General features: G+C 66.6%; 15 protein-coding genes. 6 read left to right on the forward strand and 9 right to left on the reverse strand.

Annotated features, from left to right (window positions below; all coding sequences use genetic code 11):
* Nucleotides 1–201: 201 nt before the first annotated feature.
* Nucleotides 202–759: an extensin-like domain-containing protein gene (locus tag AC1DDA_RS20430; protein ID WP_441509927.1), complete on the forward strand. Its 558-nt coding sequence runs from the start codon at nucleotides 202–204 to the stop codon at nucleotides 757–759.
* Between the two features lie 7 nt (nucleotides 760–766).
* On the opposite strand, the gene AC1DDA_RS20435 is transcribed toward AC1DDA_RS20430, so the two are convergent.
* On the reverse strand, nucleotides 767–1,030 hold the full coding sequence (locus tag AC1DDA_RS20435; protein WP_476797150.1) for a hypothetical protein: 264 nt from the start codon (nucleotides 1,028–1,030) through the stop codon (nucleotides 767–769).
* Nucleotides 1,031–1,116: 86 nt separating this feature from the next.
* Here AC1DDA_RS20435 and AC1DDA_RS20440 point away from each other — a divergent pair, with 86 nt between their 5' ends.
* Together AC1DDA_RS20440 and AC1DDA_RS20445 are read left to right on the forward strand one after the other, a co-directional pair.
* Entirely contained in the window at nucleotides 1,117–1,611 is a 495-nt protein-coding gene (locus AC1DDA_RS20440) for a DUF992 domain-containing protein (protein ID WP_476780087.1), read from the forward strand.
* Between the two features lie 223 nt (nucleotides 1,612–1,834).
* Nucleotides 1,835–2,212, forward strand: coding sequence for a response regulator (locus AC1DDA_RS20445; RefSeq protein WP_476797151.1), 378 nt, complete (start codon nucleotides 1,835–1,837; stop codon nucleotides 2,210–2,212).
* 36 nt (nucleotides 2,213–2,248) lie between these two features.
* On the opposite strand, the gene AC1DDA_RS20450 is transcribed toward AC1DDA_RS20445, so the two are convergent.
* The 6 genes from AC1DDA_RS20450 to AC1DDA_RS20475 all read right to left on the reverse strand — a co-directional run bounded on the left by AC1DDA_RS20450 (nucleotide 2,249) and on the right by AC1DDA_RS20475 (nucleotide 10,003).
* The gene (locus AC1DDA_RS20450; protein WP_476797152.1) at nucleotides 2,249–3,628 is read right to left on the reverse strand and encodes a sensor histidine kinase; all 1,380 of its coding nucleotides are present in this window, start codon (nucleotides 3,626–3,628) and stop codon (nucleotides 2,249–2,251) included.
* A gap of 88 nt (nucleotides 3,629–3,716) precedes the next feature.
* A complete protein-coding gene (locus AC1DDA_RS20455; protein WP_441509932.1) occupies nucleotides 3,717–4,142 on the reverse strand; it encodes a hypothetical protein in 426 nt (141 codons plus the stop codon).
* A gap of 2 nt (nucleotides 4,143–4,144) precedes the next feature.
* Entirely contained in the window at nucleotides 4,145–4,504 is a 360-nt protein-coding gene (locus AC1DDA_RS20460; RefSeq protein ID WP_476797153.1) for a glycine zipper domain-containing protein, read from the reverse strand.
* A 109-nt stretch (nucleotides 4,505–4,613) separates the two neighbouring features.
* A complete protein-coding gene (locus AC1DDA_RS20465) occupies nucleotides 4,614–5,747 on the reverse strand; it encodes an AI-2E family transporter (protein ID WP_476797154.1) in 1,134 nt (377 codons plus the stop codon).
* Nucleotides 5,748–5,834: 87 nt separating this feature from the next.
* A complete protein-coding gene (gene polA, locus AC1DDA_RS20470; RefSeq protein ID WP_476797155.1) occupies nucleotides 5,835–8,876 on the reverse strand; it encodes a DNA polymerase I in 3,042 nt (1,013 codons plus the stop codon).
* 188 nt (nucleotides 8,877–9,064) lie between these two features.
* Nucleotides 9,065–10,003 carry an aldo/keto reductase gene (locus AC1DDA_RS20475; protein ID WP_476797156.1) on the reverse strand — a complete coding sequence of 313 codons (939 nt, stop codon included), beginning with the start codon at nucleotides 10,001–10,003 and terminating at the stop codon, nucleotides 9,065–9,067.
* A 216-nt stretch (nucleotides 10,004–10,219) separates the two neighbouring features.
* Here AC1DDA_RS20475 and AC1DDA_RS20480 point away from each other — a divergent pair, with 216 nt between their 5' ends.
* Nucleotides 10,220–11,059, forward strand: coding sequence for a universal stress protein (locus AC1DDA_RS20480; RefSeq protein WP_476780094.1), 840 nt, complete (start codon nucleotides 10,220–10,222; stop codon nucleotides 11,057–11,059).
* A gap of 45 nt (nucleotides 11,060–11,104) precedes the next feature.
* On the opposite strand, the gene typA is transcribed toward AC1DDA_RS20480, so the two are convergent.
* Nucleotides 11,105–12,928 (reverse strand): translational GTPase TypA, encoded by a 1,824-nt coding sequence (gene typA, locus AC1DDA_RS20485; protein ID WP_441509938.1) that lies wholly within the window; start codon nucleotides 12,926–12,928, stop codon nucleotides 11,105–11,107.
* 153 nt (nucleotides 12,929–13,081) lie between these two features.
* Nucleotides 13,082–14,326 carry a TAXI family TRAP transporter solute-binding subunit gene (locus AC1DDA_RS20490; protein WP_476797157.1) on the reverse strand — a complete coding sequence of 415 codons (1,245 nt, stop codon included), beginning with the start codon at nucleotides 14,324–14,326 and terminating at the stop codon, nucleotides 13,082–13,084.
* A 156-nt stretch (nucleotides 14,327–14,482) separates the two neighbouring features.
* Here AC1DDA_RS20490 and AC1DDA_RS20495 point away from each other — a divergent pair, with 156 nt between their 5' ends.
* Nucleotides 14,483–15,166, forward strand: a complete 684-nt coding sequence (locus AC1DDA_RS20495) for a phosphoribosylanthranilate isomerase (RefSeq protein ID WP_441509940.1) — start codon at nucleotides 14,483–14,485, stop codon at nucleotides 15,164–15,166.
* Entirely contained in the window at nucleotides 15,163–16,410 is a 1,248-nt protein-coding gene (gene trpB, locus AC1DDA_RS20500; protein ID WP_476797158.1) for a tryptophan synthase subunit beta, read from the forward strand. The genes AC1DDA_RS20495 and trpB overlap by 4 nt, the downstream gene beginning before the upstream one ends.
* Nucleotides 16,411–16,446: the final 36 nt, after the last annotated feature.

The following is a 16,446-nucleotide window of genomic DNA, read 5'->3' on the forward strand; positions in this document are numbered from 1 at the left end:
GTCCGCGCGGAGGTCACGGCGCCGCGGTTGCAGGGGTCCGTGCAACGATGGTCCCAGCAAAGATTGCCGCCGCCGCGGCCCGCAGAGCTTCCGGCGCGCACGCCCGCTCCTCCCCGGGAGGGAGCCAAACCCTCGACCTCCCCGCCTTCCCAACCCTTACCCCAGACGACAAGCGTAGAGGCCCAGGCTTGCCTCGTCAGGATGGCCTCCATTCCCGGAAACAGGTTGGAGTCTGCCGTTTCGAATGTCTCGAAGGCCGACCCCGCCTGCCGCGTGGACGAGCCGGTCCGCCTCCACGCCCTCGCAATCCGGGGCAGCGCATCGGGACAGACGGTGACCTTCGAGCCGGCGCCGCTGATCAGCTGCGCGATGGCATCGGCCGTCGCAGACTGGCTCGACACCAGCATTCAGCCCTTGGCGCGCGGATATTTCAACCTCAGCCTCGCCGCGATGCGTGTCGGCGGCGGGCAGGAATGCCGGCGACGTAATGGAGCCTCCACCGGACCGATCAGCGAGCATGCGAGCGGTCAGGCCTTGGACATCTTCGCCTTCAAACTCGCGGAAGGCGGCACGTCGGAAACAGTCCTGGTCGAGAAGCCCTCCGGCCTTGTCCAGAACCGCTTCCTCGACGCAGTCCGTCAGTCGGCGTGCGGGGCGTTCATGACGGCGCTGGGGCCGGGCTCCGACGCCGCCCATGCCAACCACCTGCACGTCGACATCCAGACGCGACGTTCGCGCACATCACGTTTTTGCCAGTAGGGGAGATCTAGGCGCCAGTGTCGAAGCGCAGCAGGAAGGACCGGGATTCCGGCGTATCATCAACCCCGTCGCCATCGACAAGCCGCGGAGCGGCGCGCCGCGCCGCCATCACAGCCAGCGCCGCGTCGCAATCAAGTCCGGTCGCCAGCAGATCCTCAAGCTCCCAAAATGGCGGAAGAACCGCCTCGGAGGCCTGGTCGTGGATTGTTGGGATTTCTCCCCGCAGACGACTCACGGACATCGACATTCCCATGCCAAGATAACGAGTCAACGCAACAGGCTAGCTTTGGTTCCCTTACGGCGGAACTGTGGGTTTCTTGGGGCGTTTCGATCGGTCCACCGCCAGGAGCATATGCGATGATTACTGGGCATTCCCGATCCAGCCTTGCCCTCGCCGCCTTCGCAGGCCTGGCATGCCTGACCAGCCCGGTATCGGCCCAGCAGCCGACCGGGCCGTCCACCGGGCGGCTATCCTGCACGCTCAGCAGCCCCCCTGCCGCAACGGTGACGACGCAGAAGCCGATGGAGTGCCGCTTCCGCCCCAGGCGCGGGCCGCTCCAGCAATATACCGGCGTCGTCCGCGGCTTCAGCATGGATCTCGCGTCGATTCGCAGCGCGGCAATGGCCTGGCGCGTCTTCGGTCCGTATGCACGCGCGCCGCTCGGCGCGCTGACGGGTCAGTACAGCGCGTCGGGGACGGGCGCCGGAACAAGCGGACATGTCCTGAACGGGGGAGAGAAAAACCAAGTGACGCTGCAGCCGCTGCCGTTCCAGGGCCATCGCGGCATCAATGTCGCGACGGGCGTGACCGCCCTGGAACTGACGCTCGTGCCTCCCGGCAAGCGGCGCTGAAAGACCGACATTCGATAGGGCGGGAACGCGTTCCCACGACCTGATCAAAACCTCTGGGCCAGCGTGATCCTCCCCGAAGAATTACTTTTCGCTAACCTTGACCTGGCAAAATTGACTCAAAGTCAACGCTTCTACCCCACGATCGAGATGGAAGCAGGAACATCGCCAATTCCCTGACGTTATCGAGACATCATGGGGTTGCAGAGTGAGAAGTCGCCGGTCGATGGCTGATATCCGCGTTCTGATCGTCGAAGATGACCCGTTCATCGCCATGGACATCGAAAGTGCCGTGGCGGAGCAGCTCGGCGCCGAGGCCGAGCTGATCGTGGTCGAATCCGTCGCCGAAGCACACCGCGCCGCGGCTAGAAAATTGTCCTGCGCGCTGCTCGACATCGACGTCGTCGACGGCAAGACCTTCGACGTCGCGCGTGCTCTTCAGAAAGCCGGAACACCCTTCGCTTTCGTCTCGGGATCGGCTCCGAGCGATGTTCCCGCCCCTCTGCGCAGCGAACGCTTCCTGCGCAAGCCGTTCTCGATTGGCGAAGTGGCCCGTTTCGTCGTGAATGCGATCGGGGTCCCCGACGAGGCCACCCAAGGCTAGCGGCCAAGCGCTCGATCACCGCACAAACTCAATGCATCAAGGCGAAGGCTGCGAGTTCTCCCGCTTCGGAAACGTCAACGTCACACGCGTCCCGGGCCGTTCGTTTCCCGGGCGCAGCGGCTCGGTCGTCATTGTGGCCCGCATGCTGCGCAGCAGGCTCGCGATCACCGTCTGTCCCAGGCCCTTGTTCTCGGCTGCGGCGGGCAGACCGACGCCATCGTCCTCGATCGACATGGTGAGGGCCGGCGCGTCCTCGCGTGCGAAGCGGATCATGACTCTCCCGGGCATGCCGTCCGGAAAAGCATGCTTGATCGCGTTGGTGACGAGCTCGTTGACGATGACGACGAAGGAGACGGCATCGCGCCCCGGCAGCCGGATCGAATCCATATCGAGATCGATGGTGATCGGGCGACCTTCCGCCGCCTTGCCGATCTCGGCGAGCAGGTCCTCCATATAAGGGCGCGCGTCGATCTCGTCCGTTTCGATATCGAGGCGCAGCCGCCTCTGGCCGGCCGCAATCGCCTGGATGCGCGACTGCGCCTGAGCCAGCGCTGCCTTCACCGCCGGCTCCCGCGTCTGCCGGCTCTGAACGTTGAGCAACGCCGAGACCATAGCCAGGTTGTTGCCGACACGGTGATTGACGTCGCGCAGCAGCGCCTCGATCCGCAGATGTTCGTTCTCGAGCTGCCTGGTCCGTTCGCTGACGATCTTTTCGAGCTCGGCATTGCTGAACGCCAGCGCCAGGCTGCGGCGCTGACGCCGGCGCAGCTGCTGCCAGGCGGCGAACGCCAATCCCGCCAGCGCGATGACGATACCCGTGCTGCCCCAGAGCCGGCGGCGCTCCTCCCGGCGATAGAGAGACAGGAGGCGGACGTTCTCCGTCTGCTGGATCTCCCGCACCGTGTCGCGCAGCCGATCCATCGCGTCGTTGCCGGTGGCATCGCGCACGAGGGCCAGCGCCTCATCGCGGCGCCCTGCCCGCTCGAGCACGATCGTGCGGTCGAGCTCCTCGAATTTAAGGCGCATGTCGACGCGCAGCTTGGCCACCTGCGCCGTCTGGAGCGGATCGGCATCGACGAGGGCGGCGAGGATATCGAGCTCCGGCCCGGCTGCCGCCCGCCCTTCCGTGAAGGGTTCGAGATAGCTCGCCTGGCCCGTGAGGAGATAGCCGCGCTGGCCGGTCTCGGCATCGCGGAGCCGGCCGAGGAAGCGCTCGGCCCGCTCGCGGATCTCAACGGCATGCGCGGCCGAGTCGGCGGCCTCGCGCGCCTGCTGGTTGATCCACGCAGCCACGACGATCGCCACGGCAACCACGCCGATCGCAATGATCGTGGTCGTCGCCGAGCGAAGCCGCGTGCCGAAGGCCGGGAGGGCCGGAAGCGAAAATCGACTGCGTGTGCTCACTTGGGCAGGCATGCCAGCCTTGTTAAAGGACGCATGCCGATATCCCTATGTAAAATGACACAGGCCGTCCACCGCGGCGGCGCCGAACAGGTCTGGGAGGTCACGCCTCGTCCTTGTCCTTGTCGCCGCCGGCAACGATCTGTCGGCCGAGAATGGCGCCGAGCACGACTACGCCACCGGCGACAGCCATGCGCCAGCTCAGCCGCGGACCGATCAGCTTTGCGGCCAATGGCGCTGCAGCGAGCGCCGCCGCGGCGGTCGGGCGCGGCGGTCGGCGCCGGTTCTTGACAAAAAGCCCGATGCCGAAGGCCAGCAGAGCCGCTGCAAACAGCCCTCCCGCGATCCACAGGCTCGCAGCGATCGCGCCGTAGCGAAGCGCAAGCAGCGTGTGCAGGGCGTTCAGCGCGTAGCCGGCCGCGCAGAGCAGCAGCAAGGCGGCAACACCGAACAGGCCGTAAACGGTGACGTTGCGCTTCACCGCCCCGGAAACCTCCGAAGCGATGAAAGATCCGAGCCCCCCCAGCATGGTCAGCGCGCCGACAGATAGCCGACGAACAGTCCGACCGCAGCCGCCAGGCCGAGGGCGCGCAGCGGGCGCTCGCGGATCTCGTCCTCGATCAACCTCTGCAACTCGGTGGCCTGCTCCTTGGCGACATCGACCATCTTGTCGGTGTCGACGCCGACGGCGCGCAGCCGATCCGTCACCGTCGCCGCGATTTCTTCGGCGCTGCGGGTCAAGGTGTCCTCGAGCGCGCTCGCCTGCCGCTTGGCACGGGCGCCGGACTGGCGCATCTCGGCCGCAACATCCTCGGCGCCCGCCTCGACTTCGGCCTTGGCGCGCTTGGCGGCCGCGGCCGCCTGACGTTTCGCGGATGTCGTTGTTGCCATGGCGATCGGTTCCTGTCGCTTTCCTGAAAGGGGATGGTGCCGGGGCGGCTGCGCCGCCGCAAGAGGCACCGCCGCTGTCGCAACGCGCCCGGCTGCGGTTCTGTTCCGGCTAGGCCGCCTGGGCTTCCTGCGCCTCCTCGCCGTCAGCCTTGGCTTTCTCGCGGCGATAACGGGCGAATTCCTCCTGCGCCACCATGGCGACGATCACGATCGGCGTCGAGAGCACCGCTCCGATCGGCCCCCAAAGCCAGAGCCAGAAGATGAAGGCGATGAAGACGAGGAAGGGGGAGATCGTCAGCCGATTGCCGACGAAGACCGGCGTCACGGCATTCCCTTCGACGAGATGGAGGGCGTAGTAGGCCGCGGCCGGCCAGAGCGCGGAGAGAAGTGACGGCGCATCCAGGAGCGCGCCCGCCAGAAGCAGAACAGCGACGATCGCCGGACCGATGAAGGCGAGATAGTTGAGCAGGAAGGCGAGCGCTCCCCAGAAAACCGGGAAAGGCAACCCTGCCAGCCAGGCAATGGCCATGGTCAGCACGCCCATCCCGAGATTGATCACCGTCACCAAAGCGAAGTAGCGCGCCACCCGGGTCTCGATCTCCTCGAAGAAGGAGCCGGCGGATCGGCGCGCACCGCGGCCGAGGCAGAGCCTGAGGATCCGGGCCTTGAGGTGACGCCGTGTCGCCAGCCAGAAATAGACGGTGGCGACAAAGATCAGCATGCCGCCCGCCGCCGCCGAGGACGTCAGGGCGATATCGAAGAGCGGGTTGCCCTGGGAAACGCTGAGCTCGGCGCCCTTGCCCGTCATCGCGGCGATGCCGCGCTTGAACTCGTCCATGAAGGCGAAGACGCCGGCGAGCTTGGTCTGGAGGGCCGCCATCATCGCGGGGGCCTGATCGCTCCAGCCTGCGACCGGCACGGCAAGGATCGCGACCGCTCCGAGCAGCAGGCCAATGAAGAACAGAACCACGAGCGCCGATGCCGCCTGCTGCGGCACGCCATAGCGAACGAGCCCGTCGACCAGCGGGCCGAGCACCAGCCCGAAGATGACGCCTGCCATGACCGGCATGGCGATGACCTTGGTCAGCGCGAGCGAGGCCGTCGCCAGGATGACGAAGATGCCGACAATGGCGTAGCGGACGATGAGATCATGCTCGTAAGCCGTGACCTCCGCGCTTTCCTCCACCGGATCCGGTTCCGCCATATAACGCGGAAACGGCCGCCAGGCCGATGAGCTGAGCATTTTCCTGCTTCCAACGCGTTAGAGCACGCGCCCCCCTGGCGCGTCGGTAGCGTCAACGCGGGATGGATCGGCCCGGTTCCCGGCGGCTCAGTGCGCCTCGTCCCAGTTGTCGGCGGCGCGGGCCTCGACGGCGAGGGGCACCCTGAGCTGCACGGCCGGATGCGGAGCCTCCACCATGACCTTCTCGATGATCGGCAAGGTCTTTGAGACCTCCTCCTCCGGCACCTCGAAGACGAGCTCGTCATGGACCTGCAGAAGCATCCGGGCGTTGAGCCGGCTGGCGGCCAGTGCGTTGTCCATGCGGGTCATCGCCCGGCGGATGATGTCGGCGGCCGAGCCCTGGATCGGGGCATTGATCGCCTGGCGCTCGACGAAGGCGCGCTCCGACGGGTTCTTCGAGGAAACCGCCGGGAAATGGCAGACCCGGCCAAAGATCGTCGTGACCTGGCCATGGGCGCGCACATGGGTCTTGGTCTGGTCCATGTAGTCGCGGATGCCGGGGAATCGCTCGAAATATTTGCGGATATAGGCGCTCGCCTCCTCGCGGCCGATGCCGAGCTGGTTGGCGAGGCCGAAGGCCGAGATGCCGTAGATGATGCCGAAATTGATCGCCTTGGCGCGGCGGCGCACCTCGCTCGGCATGCCCTGCACGGGCACGCCGAACATTTCGGAGGCCGTCATCGCGTGGATGTCGATGCCATCCGCGAAGGCCTGCCGGAGCTGCGGGATTTCGGCGATATGGGCGAGTAGCCGCAATTCGATCTGGCTGTAGTCGGCCGAGACCAGCTTGTAGCCCTTCTCGGGCACGAAGGCCGTTCTGATCTTGCGGCCCGCTTCCGTGCGGATCGGGATGTTCTGCAGATTGGGCTCGGAGGAGGAGAGCCGGCCCGTCGTCGTCGCCGCCAGCGCATAGGAGGTGTGGACCCGGCTGGTCTGCGGGTTCACATAGCCCGGCAGCGAATCCGTATAGGTCGATTTCAGCTTGGCGAGCTGGCGCCATTCGAGAATTTTCGAAGGCAAGGCGTGGCCCTGCTCGGCGAGATCCTCCAGCACGCCGGCGCCGGTCGCCCATTGGCCGGTCGCGGTCTTCTTGGCGCCCGCCAGCCCCATCTTGCCGAACAGGATGTCACCAAGCTGCTTGGGACTGCCGATGGTGAACTTCTCGCCGGCAAGCTCGTAGATCTCGTCCTCGAGCCGCGCCAGCCCCTGCGCGAAATCGCCGGAGAGCCGCGACAGGATCTGCCGGTCGATGGCGATGCCGCGCGTCTCCATCGCGGCGAGCACGGCGACCATCGGCCGCTCCAGCACCTCGTAGACCGCCGTCTTCTTCTCGGCGGCCAGCCGCGGCTTCAGCGCGAGCCAGAGGCGCAGCGTGACATCGGCATCCTCGGCTGCATAGTCGGTCGCCTTGTCGAGCGGCACCTTGTCGAAGGTCACCTGCGATTTGCCGCTGCCGGCGACCTGCGCATAAGGGATCGTCTCGTGGCCGAGATGCAGCTCCGAGAGCTTGTCCATGCCGTGGCTGTTGGTGCCGGCATCGAGCGCATAGGAAATCAGCATCGTGTCCTCGATCGGGGACACGGAGAGCCCGTGGCGCTCCAGCACCAGCAGATCGTATTTCAGATTCTGGCCGATCTTGAGCACGCCCTTGTCGGCAAGCAGGGGCTTCAGCGCCGCGACGGCCTGCGCCAGCGGGATCTGCTCCGGCAGCAAGCCCTCGTCGAAGAGGCCGCCATCCCCGGCACGATGCTGAAGCGGGATGTAGCAGGCGTGGCCGGGCGCAACCGCCAGCGAGATGCCGACGAGATCGGCCTGCATCGCGTCGAGCGAATTCGTCTCGGTATCGAGAGCGACATGGCCGGCCTCATAGGCCCAGCCGATCCAGCGTTCGAGATCGGCGAGCGTGCGCAGGCATTCGTATTTGGAGCGGTCGATCTTGGCCGCGATCGCCTCGTTCTTGCGGGACGCGGCCAGATCGGCCGGCTTCATCCAGCCGGCCTCGCCACCGCCGGCCTCCGGCGCAGTCGCGGCCGGCGACGGCGCAGCGGGGCCGGTGGCAGAGACGGCGTCCTCTATGGCATCGGCGCCGGCATAGAGCGCCTTGAGCTCGGCCGCGCGCGAGCCGCCCGGCGCCAGCGCGGGATCGGGGTCGATCGCGCCGACATCGGCCTCATAGGCCTCGGCGACGCGCTTGGTGATGGTGGTGAATTCCATCGCCTTGAGGAAGGCGACGAGCTTCGCCGGGTCCGGCTGTTCGAGCGTCAGGTGTTCCAGCGGCGTCTCGACCTTCACATCGTCGACCAGCGTGACGAGCTTGTGCGAGATGCGGACCTTCTCGATCACTTCCGGATTGGTCAGCGTCTCCCGGCGCTTGGGCTGCTTGATCTCGCCGGCCCGCGCCAGCAGGGTTTCGAGATCGCCATATTCCCCGATGAGCTGCGCGGCCGTCTTGATGCCGATGCCCGGCGCGCCCGGCACATTGTCGGTGGCATCGCCCGCGAGCGCCTGCACATGCGTGACCTTATCCGGCGTGACGCCGAAATACTCGACCACCTCCGGCTCGCCGATGCGGCGCTCGGCCCGGAAGCCGGCACCCTTCTTCTGGTCGCCGGAGGCGGGATCGTACATCGCGACGCCCGGCCCAACGAGCTGCATCAGGTCCTTGTCGGCGGAAACGATCAGCACTTCGGCACCGGCCTCGCGGGCCTGACGGGCATAGGTCGCGATCAGGTCGTCTGCCTCGTAGACATCCTGCTCGACCGGGATGAGACCGAAGGCGCGGACCGCCTCGCGCATCAACGGGAATTGCGGGATGAGATCGGCCGGCGGCTCCGAGCGGTTGCCCTTATAGGCGGGATAGATCGCCTTGCGGAACGAGTTCTCCGACTTGTCGAAGACGATGGCGAGATGGGTCGGCCTCACGCCGAGCACGCCCTCGCGCACGAACTGGAAGAGCTTGGTGGCAAAGAGCCGGACCGCGCCGGAGGGCAAGCCGTCCGAGCGGGCGTTGTATTTCCGGTCCTGGTTGATCGACTGGAAATAGGCCCGGAAGATGAAGTTCGAGCCGTCGACCAGAAAGAGGTGGTCGCCGGGCTTCAGGGCGGGGGCGTTCGTGGCTGCATCGCTCATGGCGCGGACCATAAGCGGGCGCAGGCAGCGGGTCCATTGCGATGGCGGCGCGACGTGCAAGAAGCTGTCAGGAATGGCGGCGCCCAAGCCGTCATGCTCGGGCATGACCCGAGCATCTTTTTAGCCAGTGCACCCTTGTCCTGAGATTCTCGGGTCCGCGCGATGCGCGGCCCGAGAATGACGGCAAGTTACTTCACGATCGCATCGATCTCCGCCAATTCCTCGGCGCTCAGCGCCCAGTCGGCCGCCCTGACGTTGGCCGCGACCTGCTCGGGCTTGGTCGCGCCGGCGATGACGCTGGAGACGACCGGCTGCGCGGCGAGCCAGGAGAAGGCGAGCTCGACGAGGCTGTGGCCGCGCGCCTCGGCGAAGGCAGTCAAACCCTCGATCCTGCGCCAGTTATCCTCGCTGAAGATCTCGCCGGCACGTTGCGGCAGCTTCGTCAGGCGTGCGCCTTCCGGCATCGCCGCGCCGCGCTTGTACTTGCCGGTCAGTGCGCCATTGGCGAGCGGAAAATAGGGCAGGAGCCCCATGCCGTAATGGGCGATGGCCGGGATCAGGTCCTTTTCGGCGCCACGCTTCAGCAGGCTGTACTCATCCTGCGCCGAGGCGAAGCCGGGAATGCCGAGATCGCGCGCCGTCCATTGCGCATCGGCAACCTGCCAGGCGACGACGTTCGAGCAGCCGACATAGCGGACCTTGCCCTGGCGGACGAGGTCGTCGAGCGCGCGCAGCGTCTCCTCGATCGGGGTCAGCGGATCGGGCCGGTGGAGCTGGTAGAGATCGATCCAGTCGGTCTTGAGGCGGCGCAGCGAATCCTCGACCGCACTCATGATGTAGCGGCGCGAACCGCCCTTCTTCACGCCCTCGGCATCCATCTCCATGCCGAACTTGGTCGCCAGCACAATCTGCTTGCGCCTTGCGCCAAGCACCTCGCCCAGCGCCGTCTCCGAGCCGCCGCGCTCGCCATAGACATCGGCGGTGTCGAACAGGGTGATGCCGTGCTCGATCGCAGCATCGACCACCTTGCGGGTCGCGTCGAGATCGATGCGCCCGCCGAAATTGTTGCAGCCGAGCCCGACGAGCGAGACGCGCAGGCCCGAACGGCCGAGATTGCGGAATTGCATGGCAGTGATCCTCCTCCGGAAGGCGCACACAGGATCAGAGCCGGGACAGGCCGACAAGCGCAGCCGCCGTCACCCAGGCACTGCGCCCCGCGCAGAACGGAGACTTCGATGCCGACGCGCCTCCGGTTTCCCTTGGGGCATTTGACCCAGCGCAAGGCGCAGGCAGAATGATCCGGCAAACGTGTGCCGGACATTGCCCAACAACCGGAGATTTCGATGGCCCCGTCGATCAAGAGCGTCTTCACCGCCTATACCGAGGAAGGTCTGGGCGAGCATGACACCGCGCTGGGCTATGCCCTGTCGCTCGCCGAGCAGGCCGGCGCGCATCTGACGATCCAGGCGGCGGCGATGCGCTACGCCGTTCCGGCCTCGTTCGTCGGAGACTTTGGCGCCAGCTTCGTCAACGTCGAGAACCGCCGCATCAGCGCGCTCGCCGAGCGCTTCGCCGAGCACGCCAAGACCAGCGCTGGCCTCGCGGGCGTAACCAGCACCATCGAGACGCCACAACTGGTCTATGCCGAGCTCGCCGACCGGCTCGTCAGCGAAGCCCGCGTCCACGACCTTACCGTGCTCGATGTCGAGAAGGACGCGGCCGAGCGCGACCGGGGCCTGATCGAAGCCGCCCTGTTCGACAGCGGCCGGCCAGTGATCATCGTGCCGCCAGGTGCCGAAGCCTTTGCCGCCAAGCGCATCCTGATCGCCTGGGACGGCAGTGCGGGCGCCGCGCGCGCGGTCGCAGAAGTCCGGCCGTTCCTGAAAGGTGCCGAGGTCGAGATTCTCTCCGTCACAGGCGAGAAGGATCTGTCGCGCTTCGTCGCGGGAACGGAGCTGGCGCCGCATCTGGCGCGCCACGGCGCGTCCGTGACCGTTCGAAACGTCGCGGTGAGCGGAAAGAACGATGTGGCCGAGACGATCCGGCAGGCGGCAGCGGATTTCCGCGCCGATCTGATCGTCTGCGGCGCCTACAAGCATTCGCGACTGCGCGAATGGCTGCTCGGCGGTGTCACGCAGTCGCTGCTGAAGTCCACGCCGCTGCCGCTCTTGATGAGCCGCTGAACCGGGCCGAAATGAAAAGGGCCGCCAATATGGCGGCCCAATTCCTCAGGCCACTTCGGCCTTCTGCTTCTGCGAGCGCTTGCGCTCGTTCGGGTCGAGGATCGCCTTGCGGAGGCGGATCGACTTCGGCGTGACCTCGACGAGCTCGTCGTCGTCGATCCAGGCCAGCGAACGCTCCAGCGTCATGCGGATCGGCGGCGTCAGACGAACGGCCTCGTCCTTGGAGGTGGTGCGGATGTTGGTGAGCTTCTTGCCCTTGAGCACGTTCACCTCGAGATCGTTCTCGCGGGTGTGCTCGCCGACGATCATGCCCTGATAGACCTTCCAGCCGGGCTCGATCATCATCGGGCCGCGATCCTCGAGGTTCCACAGCGCGTAGGCGACGGCCTCGCCGGTCTCCATCGCGATCAGCACGCCGTTGCGGCGCCCGCCGATCTCGCCCTTGTAGGGCAGGTAGTCGTGGAACAGCCGGTTCATGATCGCGGTGCCGCGCGTGTCGGTCAGCAGTTCGCCCTGGTAGCCGATCAGGCCACGGGTCGGGGCGTGGAACACGAGACGCAGGCGATTGCCGCCCGACGGGCGCATCTCCAGCATGTCGGCCTTGCGCTCCGACATCTTCTGCACGACGACGCCGGAATGCTCCTCGTCGACGTCGATCACGACCTCTTCGATCGGCTCGAGCAGCTGGCCGTCCTCGCCACGCTTCAGCACGACGCGGGGACGCGAGACGCCGAGCTCAAAGCCCTCGCGGCGCATCGTCTCGATCAGGATCGCGAGCTGCAATTCGCCGCGGCCGGAGACGATGTAGCTGTCCTTGTCGGAGGCTTCCTCGATCTTCAGCGCGACATTGCCCTCGGCCTCCTTGAACAGGCGGTCGCGGATGACGCGGGTCGTGACCTTGTCGCCCTCGGTGCCGGCCAGCGGGGAATCGTTGACCATGAAGGTCATCGACACCGTCGGCGGATCGATCGGCTGCGCCTTGATCGGGGTCTCGACCGAGGGGTCGCAGAAGGTGTCGGCGACGGAACCCTTCACTAGGCCCGCGATCGAGACGATGTCGCCGGCGACGGCCTCCTCGATCGGCTGGCGCTCCAGCCCGCGGAAGGCGAGGATCTTGGAGATGCGGCCGGTCTCGACGACCGAGCCGTCGCCGGAGAGCACCTTGACGGTCTGGTTCGGCTTCGCCGTGCCCGAGGTCACGCGGCCGGTGATGATGCGGCCGAGATAGGGGTTGGCCTCCAGCAACGTGCCGATCATGCGGAACGGGCCTTCCTCGACGGTCGGCTCCGGCACATGGGAGAGGATGAGGTCGTACATCGGCGCGAGGCCGTTGTCCTGCGGACCCTCCGGCGAATGGGCCATCCAGCCCTGCTTGCCCGAACCGTAGAGGATCGGGAAGTCGAGCTGCTCGTCGGTGGCGTCGAGCGCGGCGAAGAGATCGAAGACCTCGTTGATGACTTCGGTGACGCGTGCGTCGGGCTTGTCGACCTTGTTGATCGCCACGATCGGGCGAAGGCCGAGCTTCAGCGCCTTCGAGACCACGAACTTGGTCTGCGGCATCGGGCCTTCGGCCGCGTCGACCAGCACGATGGCGGAGTCGACCATGTTCAGGATGCGCTCGACCTCGCCGCCGAAATCGGCGTGGCCGGGCGTGTCGACGATGTTGATGCGCGTATCCTTCCAGACGACCGAGGTCGCCTTGGCCAGGATGGTGATGCCGCGCTCCTTCTCCAGGTCGTTCGAATCCATCACGCGCTCGATGACGCGCTGATTGTCGCGGTAGGTGCCGGACTGCTGCAGCAGCTTGTCGACGAGCGTGGTTTTGCCGTGGTCGACGTGCGCGATGATGGCGATGTTGCGCATGGACATGCGGATAGGGCCTTGCTTTCAAGGCCACGAGCCGGTCAGGTTCGAAGCCCTGCCGGCGCAGCCAGTTTCACGTGAATCCGGAATTCGTTGCGCTGCACATAAACGCTGGAAGGCGTTTCGGCAACCGTTGAGGCTGCCGAAAGGTGAGCATGCTCAGACTTCGGCCAGTGCCCGCTGCCGCTCGGCAACGGCCCGACCGACCTGATCGATGGCAAGCCGGTAAGCGGCCAGAGCGGCGGTATCGAGGTCGCCCTTGGCATAGTCGGCGAGAACGCGGGTCAGAATCTGGTCCGCCTCGCGCCCGAGCCGGGCGAGTTCCGCCTCGTCCTCGCAGGAGCGGATCACGGTAAGCAACTCCAATAGCTCGTCGAGGCCGGACATGGCGCGGCGGCGCCGGTTGGCGCTGTCGCGGCTGAGCAGCGCGGCGCCGCCGGTGCCAACCGCCGACAGGGCCATCGCACCGATATAGAACCAATCGCCGTAACGATCGAAAAAGGTCTCCTGCTCGCCGTCGATATAAGCTGCGGCGCCCGAATGGACCGGCAGCGGCGCGTCCTTGTCGGTCGAGGGAGTTTCCAGCGCCTGCACTGCCGGCACCTCCCCCGCAAGCGTCAGTCTCAGACCGAGGACGTCCTTGGTCAGGTCGCCGACCAGATTGTCGTCGAGGCTTTGCGCAGCGACGAGGCGCGAGGTGATCGAGATCGTCTGCAGGCCCTCGGCCGGCCGGGGCGGGTCGCCGCCCAGCGCGCCGCGGACGATCTCACCGGATTCGATCGCGCGATAGTGAGCCGCCAGCGCGTCGGCCTCGCGGATTGGGATCAGGACCGGGTCCTCGCCCCAGGCGGCCCGCAGGCGGCGCAGGCCTTCATTGTTGGTGTGCGAGCCGACGGCATTGATCGAGAAAAACACCTCGATGCGCCCCTCCTTCGCCGCCGGGATCACCTCGTCGGGCGCCAGGGCGACGATCTCGACATCCTCGGGCCGCACCTCGTACTGCGTCAGGACGCGCTTGAGCAGGGTGAGATTTCCCGGCGGGTTGCGGATCACGCCGACCTTGCGGCCGCGCAGATCGGCAATGCGGGCGATGGCGCTCTCTTTGGTCGTGATGAAGAAGGGAAAGGTCCGCCGGGTGATCAGAACCGTGTCTGCGGTGGAGGGCATGGCGATGTCGGCCCGCAGCATGGCAAGATCGGCCTGTCCGGCATCGATTTTCTTCGCACTGTCCTCGGAGCCTTCCGTCAGGATGAGGCGCAGGCGGATGGCGGCCTTGTCGCGGTTGAGGCCCTGGACGAAGGCCGCCGCCATGCGCGCATCCTCGGAGCCGAGGGGGCCGACAGCCAGACGCAGCGTGTGCGGCTGGCTGACATAGTAAAACCCCGCGGCAGCGAGGCCGGACATGGCGAGCAATGCCGCCAAAACCGCCAAACCGCGCCTGCCCATGCCCAGCCGGACCAATCCGTGCCCCCTTCGTCGCCCCGTTCAGCATGACTTCCTTCGCCATCATGTCGCAAGTACGGCATGCACCGGCGAACGGACCATGCTAAAGGCTCGGCCATGTCGATTGGCTCCCCGTTCCTGGTCAAGATCTGCGGTCTCTCGACCCCCGAGACCATGCGTGCCGCGCTCGATGCCGGCGCGGACATGATCGGGCTCAACTTTCACCCGAAGAGCCCGCGCTTCGTCACGCCCGAGCGCGCCGCCGAGTTGGCCGACATGGCACGCGGCAAGGCCGAGATCGTCGCGCTGGTCGTGGACTGGGACTTGCAGCGCGCCGCCGAACTGGCCCGGTTCCTGAAGCCCGACTGGCTGCAGCTTCATGGCTCCGAGCCGCCGGAACTGGTCTCAGCCATCGCTGCAACGAGCGGCAGGCCCGTGATGAAGGCGCTCGGCATCGCCGAAATCGGCGATCTCGCAGCCATCGCGGCCTATCGCGACGTGGCCGGCCGCATCCTGCTGGACGCCAAGCCGCCGAAGGACGCGGCCTATCCCGGCGGCCACGGCCGGCCCTTCGACTGGACGCTGCTCGCCGATCTCGACCCCGGCTTTCCCTTCATGCTATCGGGCGGGCTCGATCCGGCGAATGTCGCGGACGCTATTCGTATCGCCCGGCCGGCGGCTGTCGACGTCTCCTCGGGTGTGGAAAGCGCGCCGGGGGTCAAGGACCCGCAACGGATCGCGGAATTTATCGCGGCGGCCCGCAAGGCCGCCGCGGCAGTACAGGAAGGCTCGAGCGCATGAACGCCCCCTCCAACCCCAACAGCTACCGCAACGGCCCCGACGAGAACGGCCGCTTCGGCCTATTCGGCGGCCGCTTCGTCGCGGAGACGCTGATGCCGCTCATCCTCGAGCTGGAGCAGGCCTACAGCGCAGCCAAGGCCGATCCGGCCTATCACGCCGAGATGACGGATGGGCTGAAGCATTATGTCGGCCGGCCCTCGCCACTCTATTTCGCCGAACGACTGACCGAGCATTTTCGTAGTCAGTCGACGGCCTCCGGCCTATCGGGCGGCGCCAAGATCTACCTGAAGCGCGAGGAGCTGAACCACACCGGCTCCCACAAAGTGAACAACGTGCTCGGCCAAATCCTGCTGGCGCGGCGCATGGGCAAGAAGCGCATCATCGCCGAGACCGGCGCCGGCCAGCATGGCGTCGCGACCGCGACGCTCTGCGCCCGCTACGGCCTCGAATGCATCGTCTATATGGGCGCGGTCGATGTCGCCCGGCAGGCTCCCAACGTCTTCCGCATGCAAATGCTCGGCGCCACCGTCGTTCCGGTCGAATCCGGCACCAAGACGCTGAAGGACGCGATGAACGAGGCGCTGCGCGACTGGGTGACCAATGTCGCGACGACGTTCTACTGCATCGGCACGGTCGCGGGCCCTCATCCCTATCCGGCGATGGTGCGCGACTTCCAGTCGATCATCGGCAAGGAGACCCGCGAGCAGATGCAGGAGGCCGAAGGCCGCCTGCCGGATTCGCTGATCGCCTGCATCGGCGGCGGCTCCAATGCGATGGGGCTGTTCCACCCCTTCCTCGACGACGCCTCCGTCGAGATCTACGGCGTCGAGGCCGCCGGCCACGGCATCCCGAGCGGCCTGCATGCGGCCTCGCTCACCGGCGGGCGCCCCGGCGTGCTGCACGGCAACCGCACCTTCCTGCTGATGGATGAGGACGGGCAGATCAAGGACGCTCACTCGATCTCGGCCGGGCTCGACTATCCCGGCATCGGCCCCGAGCATTCCTGGCTGCACGATGTCGGCCGGGTGAAATACCTCTCGGCCACCGACGAGGAGGCGCTGGAGGCGTTCCAGCTAATCTCCAGGTTGGAGGGTATTATTCCAGCGTTGGAGTCGGCGCATGCCCTCGCCCGCGTCGCCGAGCTTGCCCCGCAGAAGCCGAAGGACTATCTGATGGTGGTCAATCTCTCTGGCCGCGGCGACAAGGATATCCCGCAGGTCGCGGAGATCCTCGCGGGACGCTGATCGTCGCCTCGCACGCCCAAAGTTCTTGCCTCGAGG

The organism is Allobosea sp. 10N428 (genome assembly GCF_056394545.1).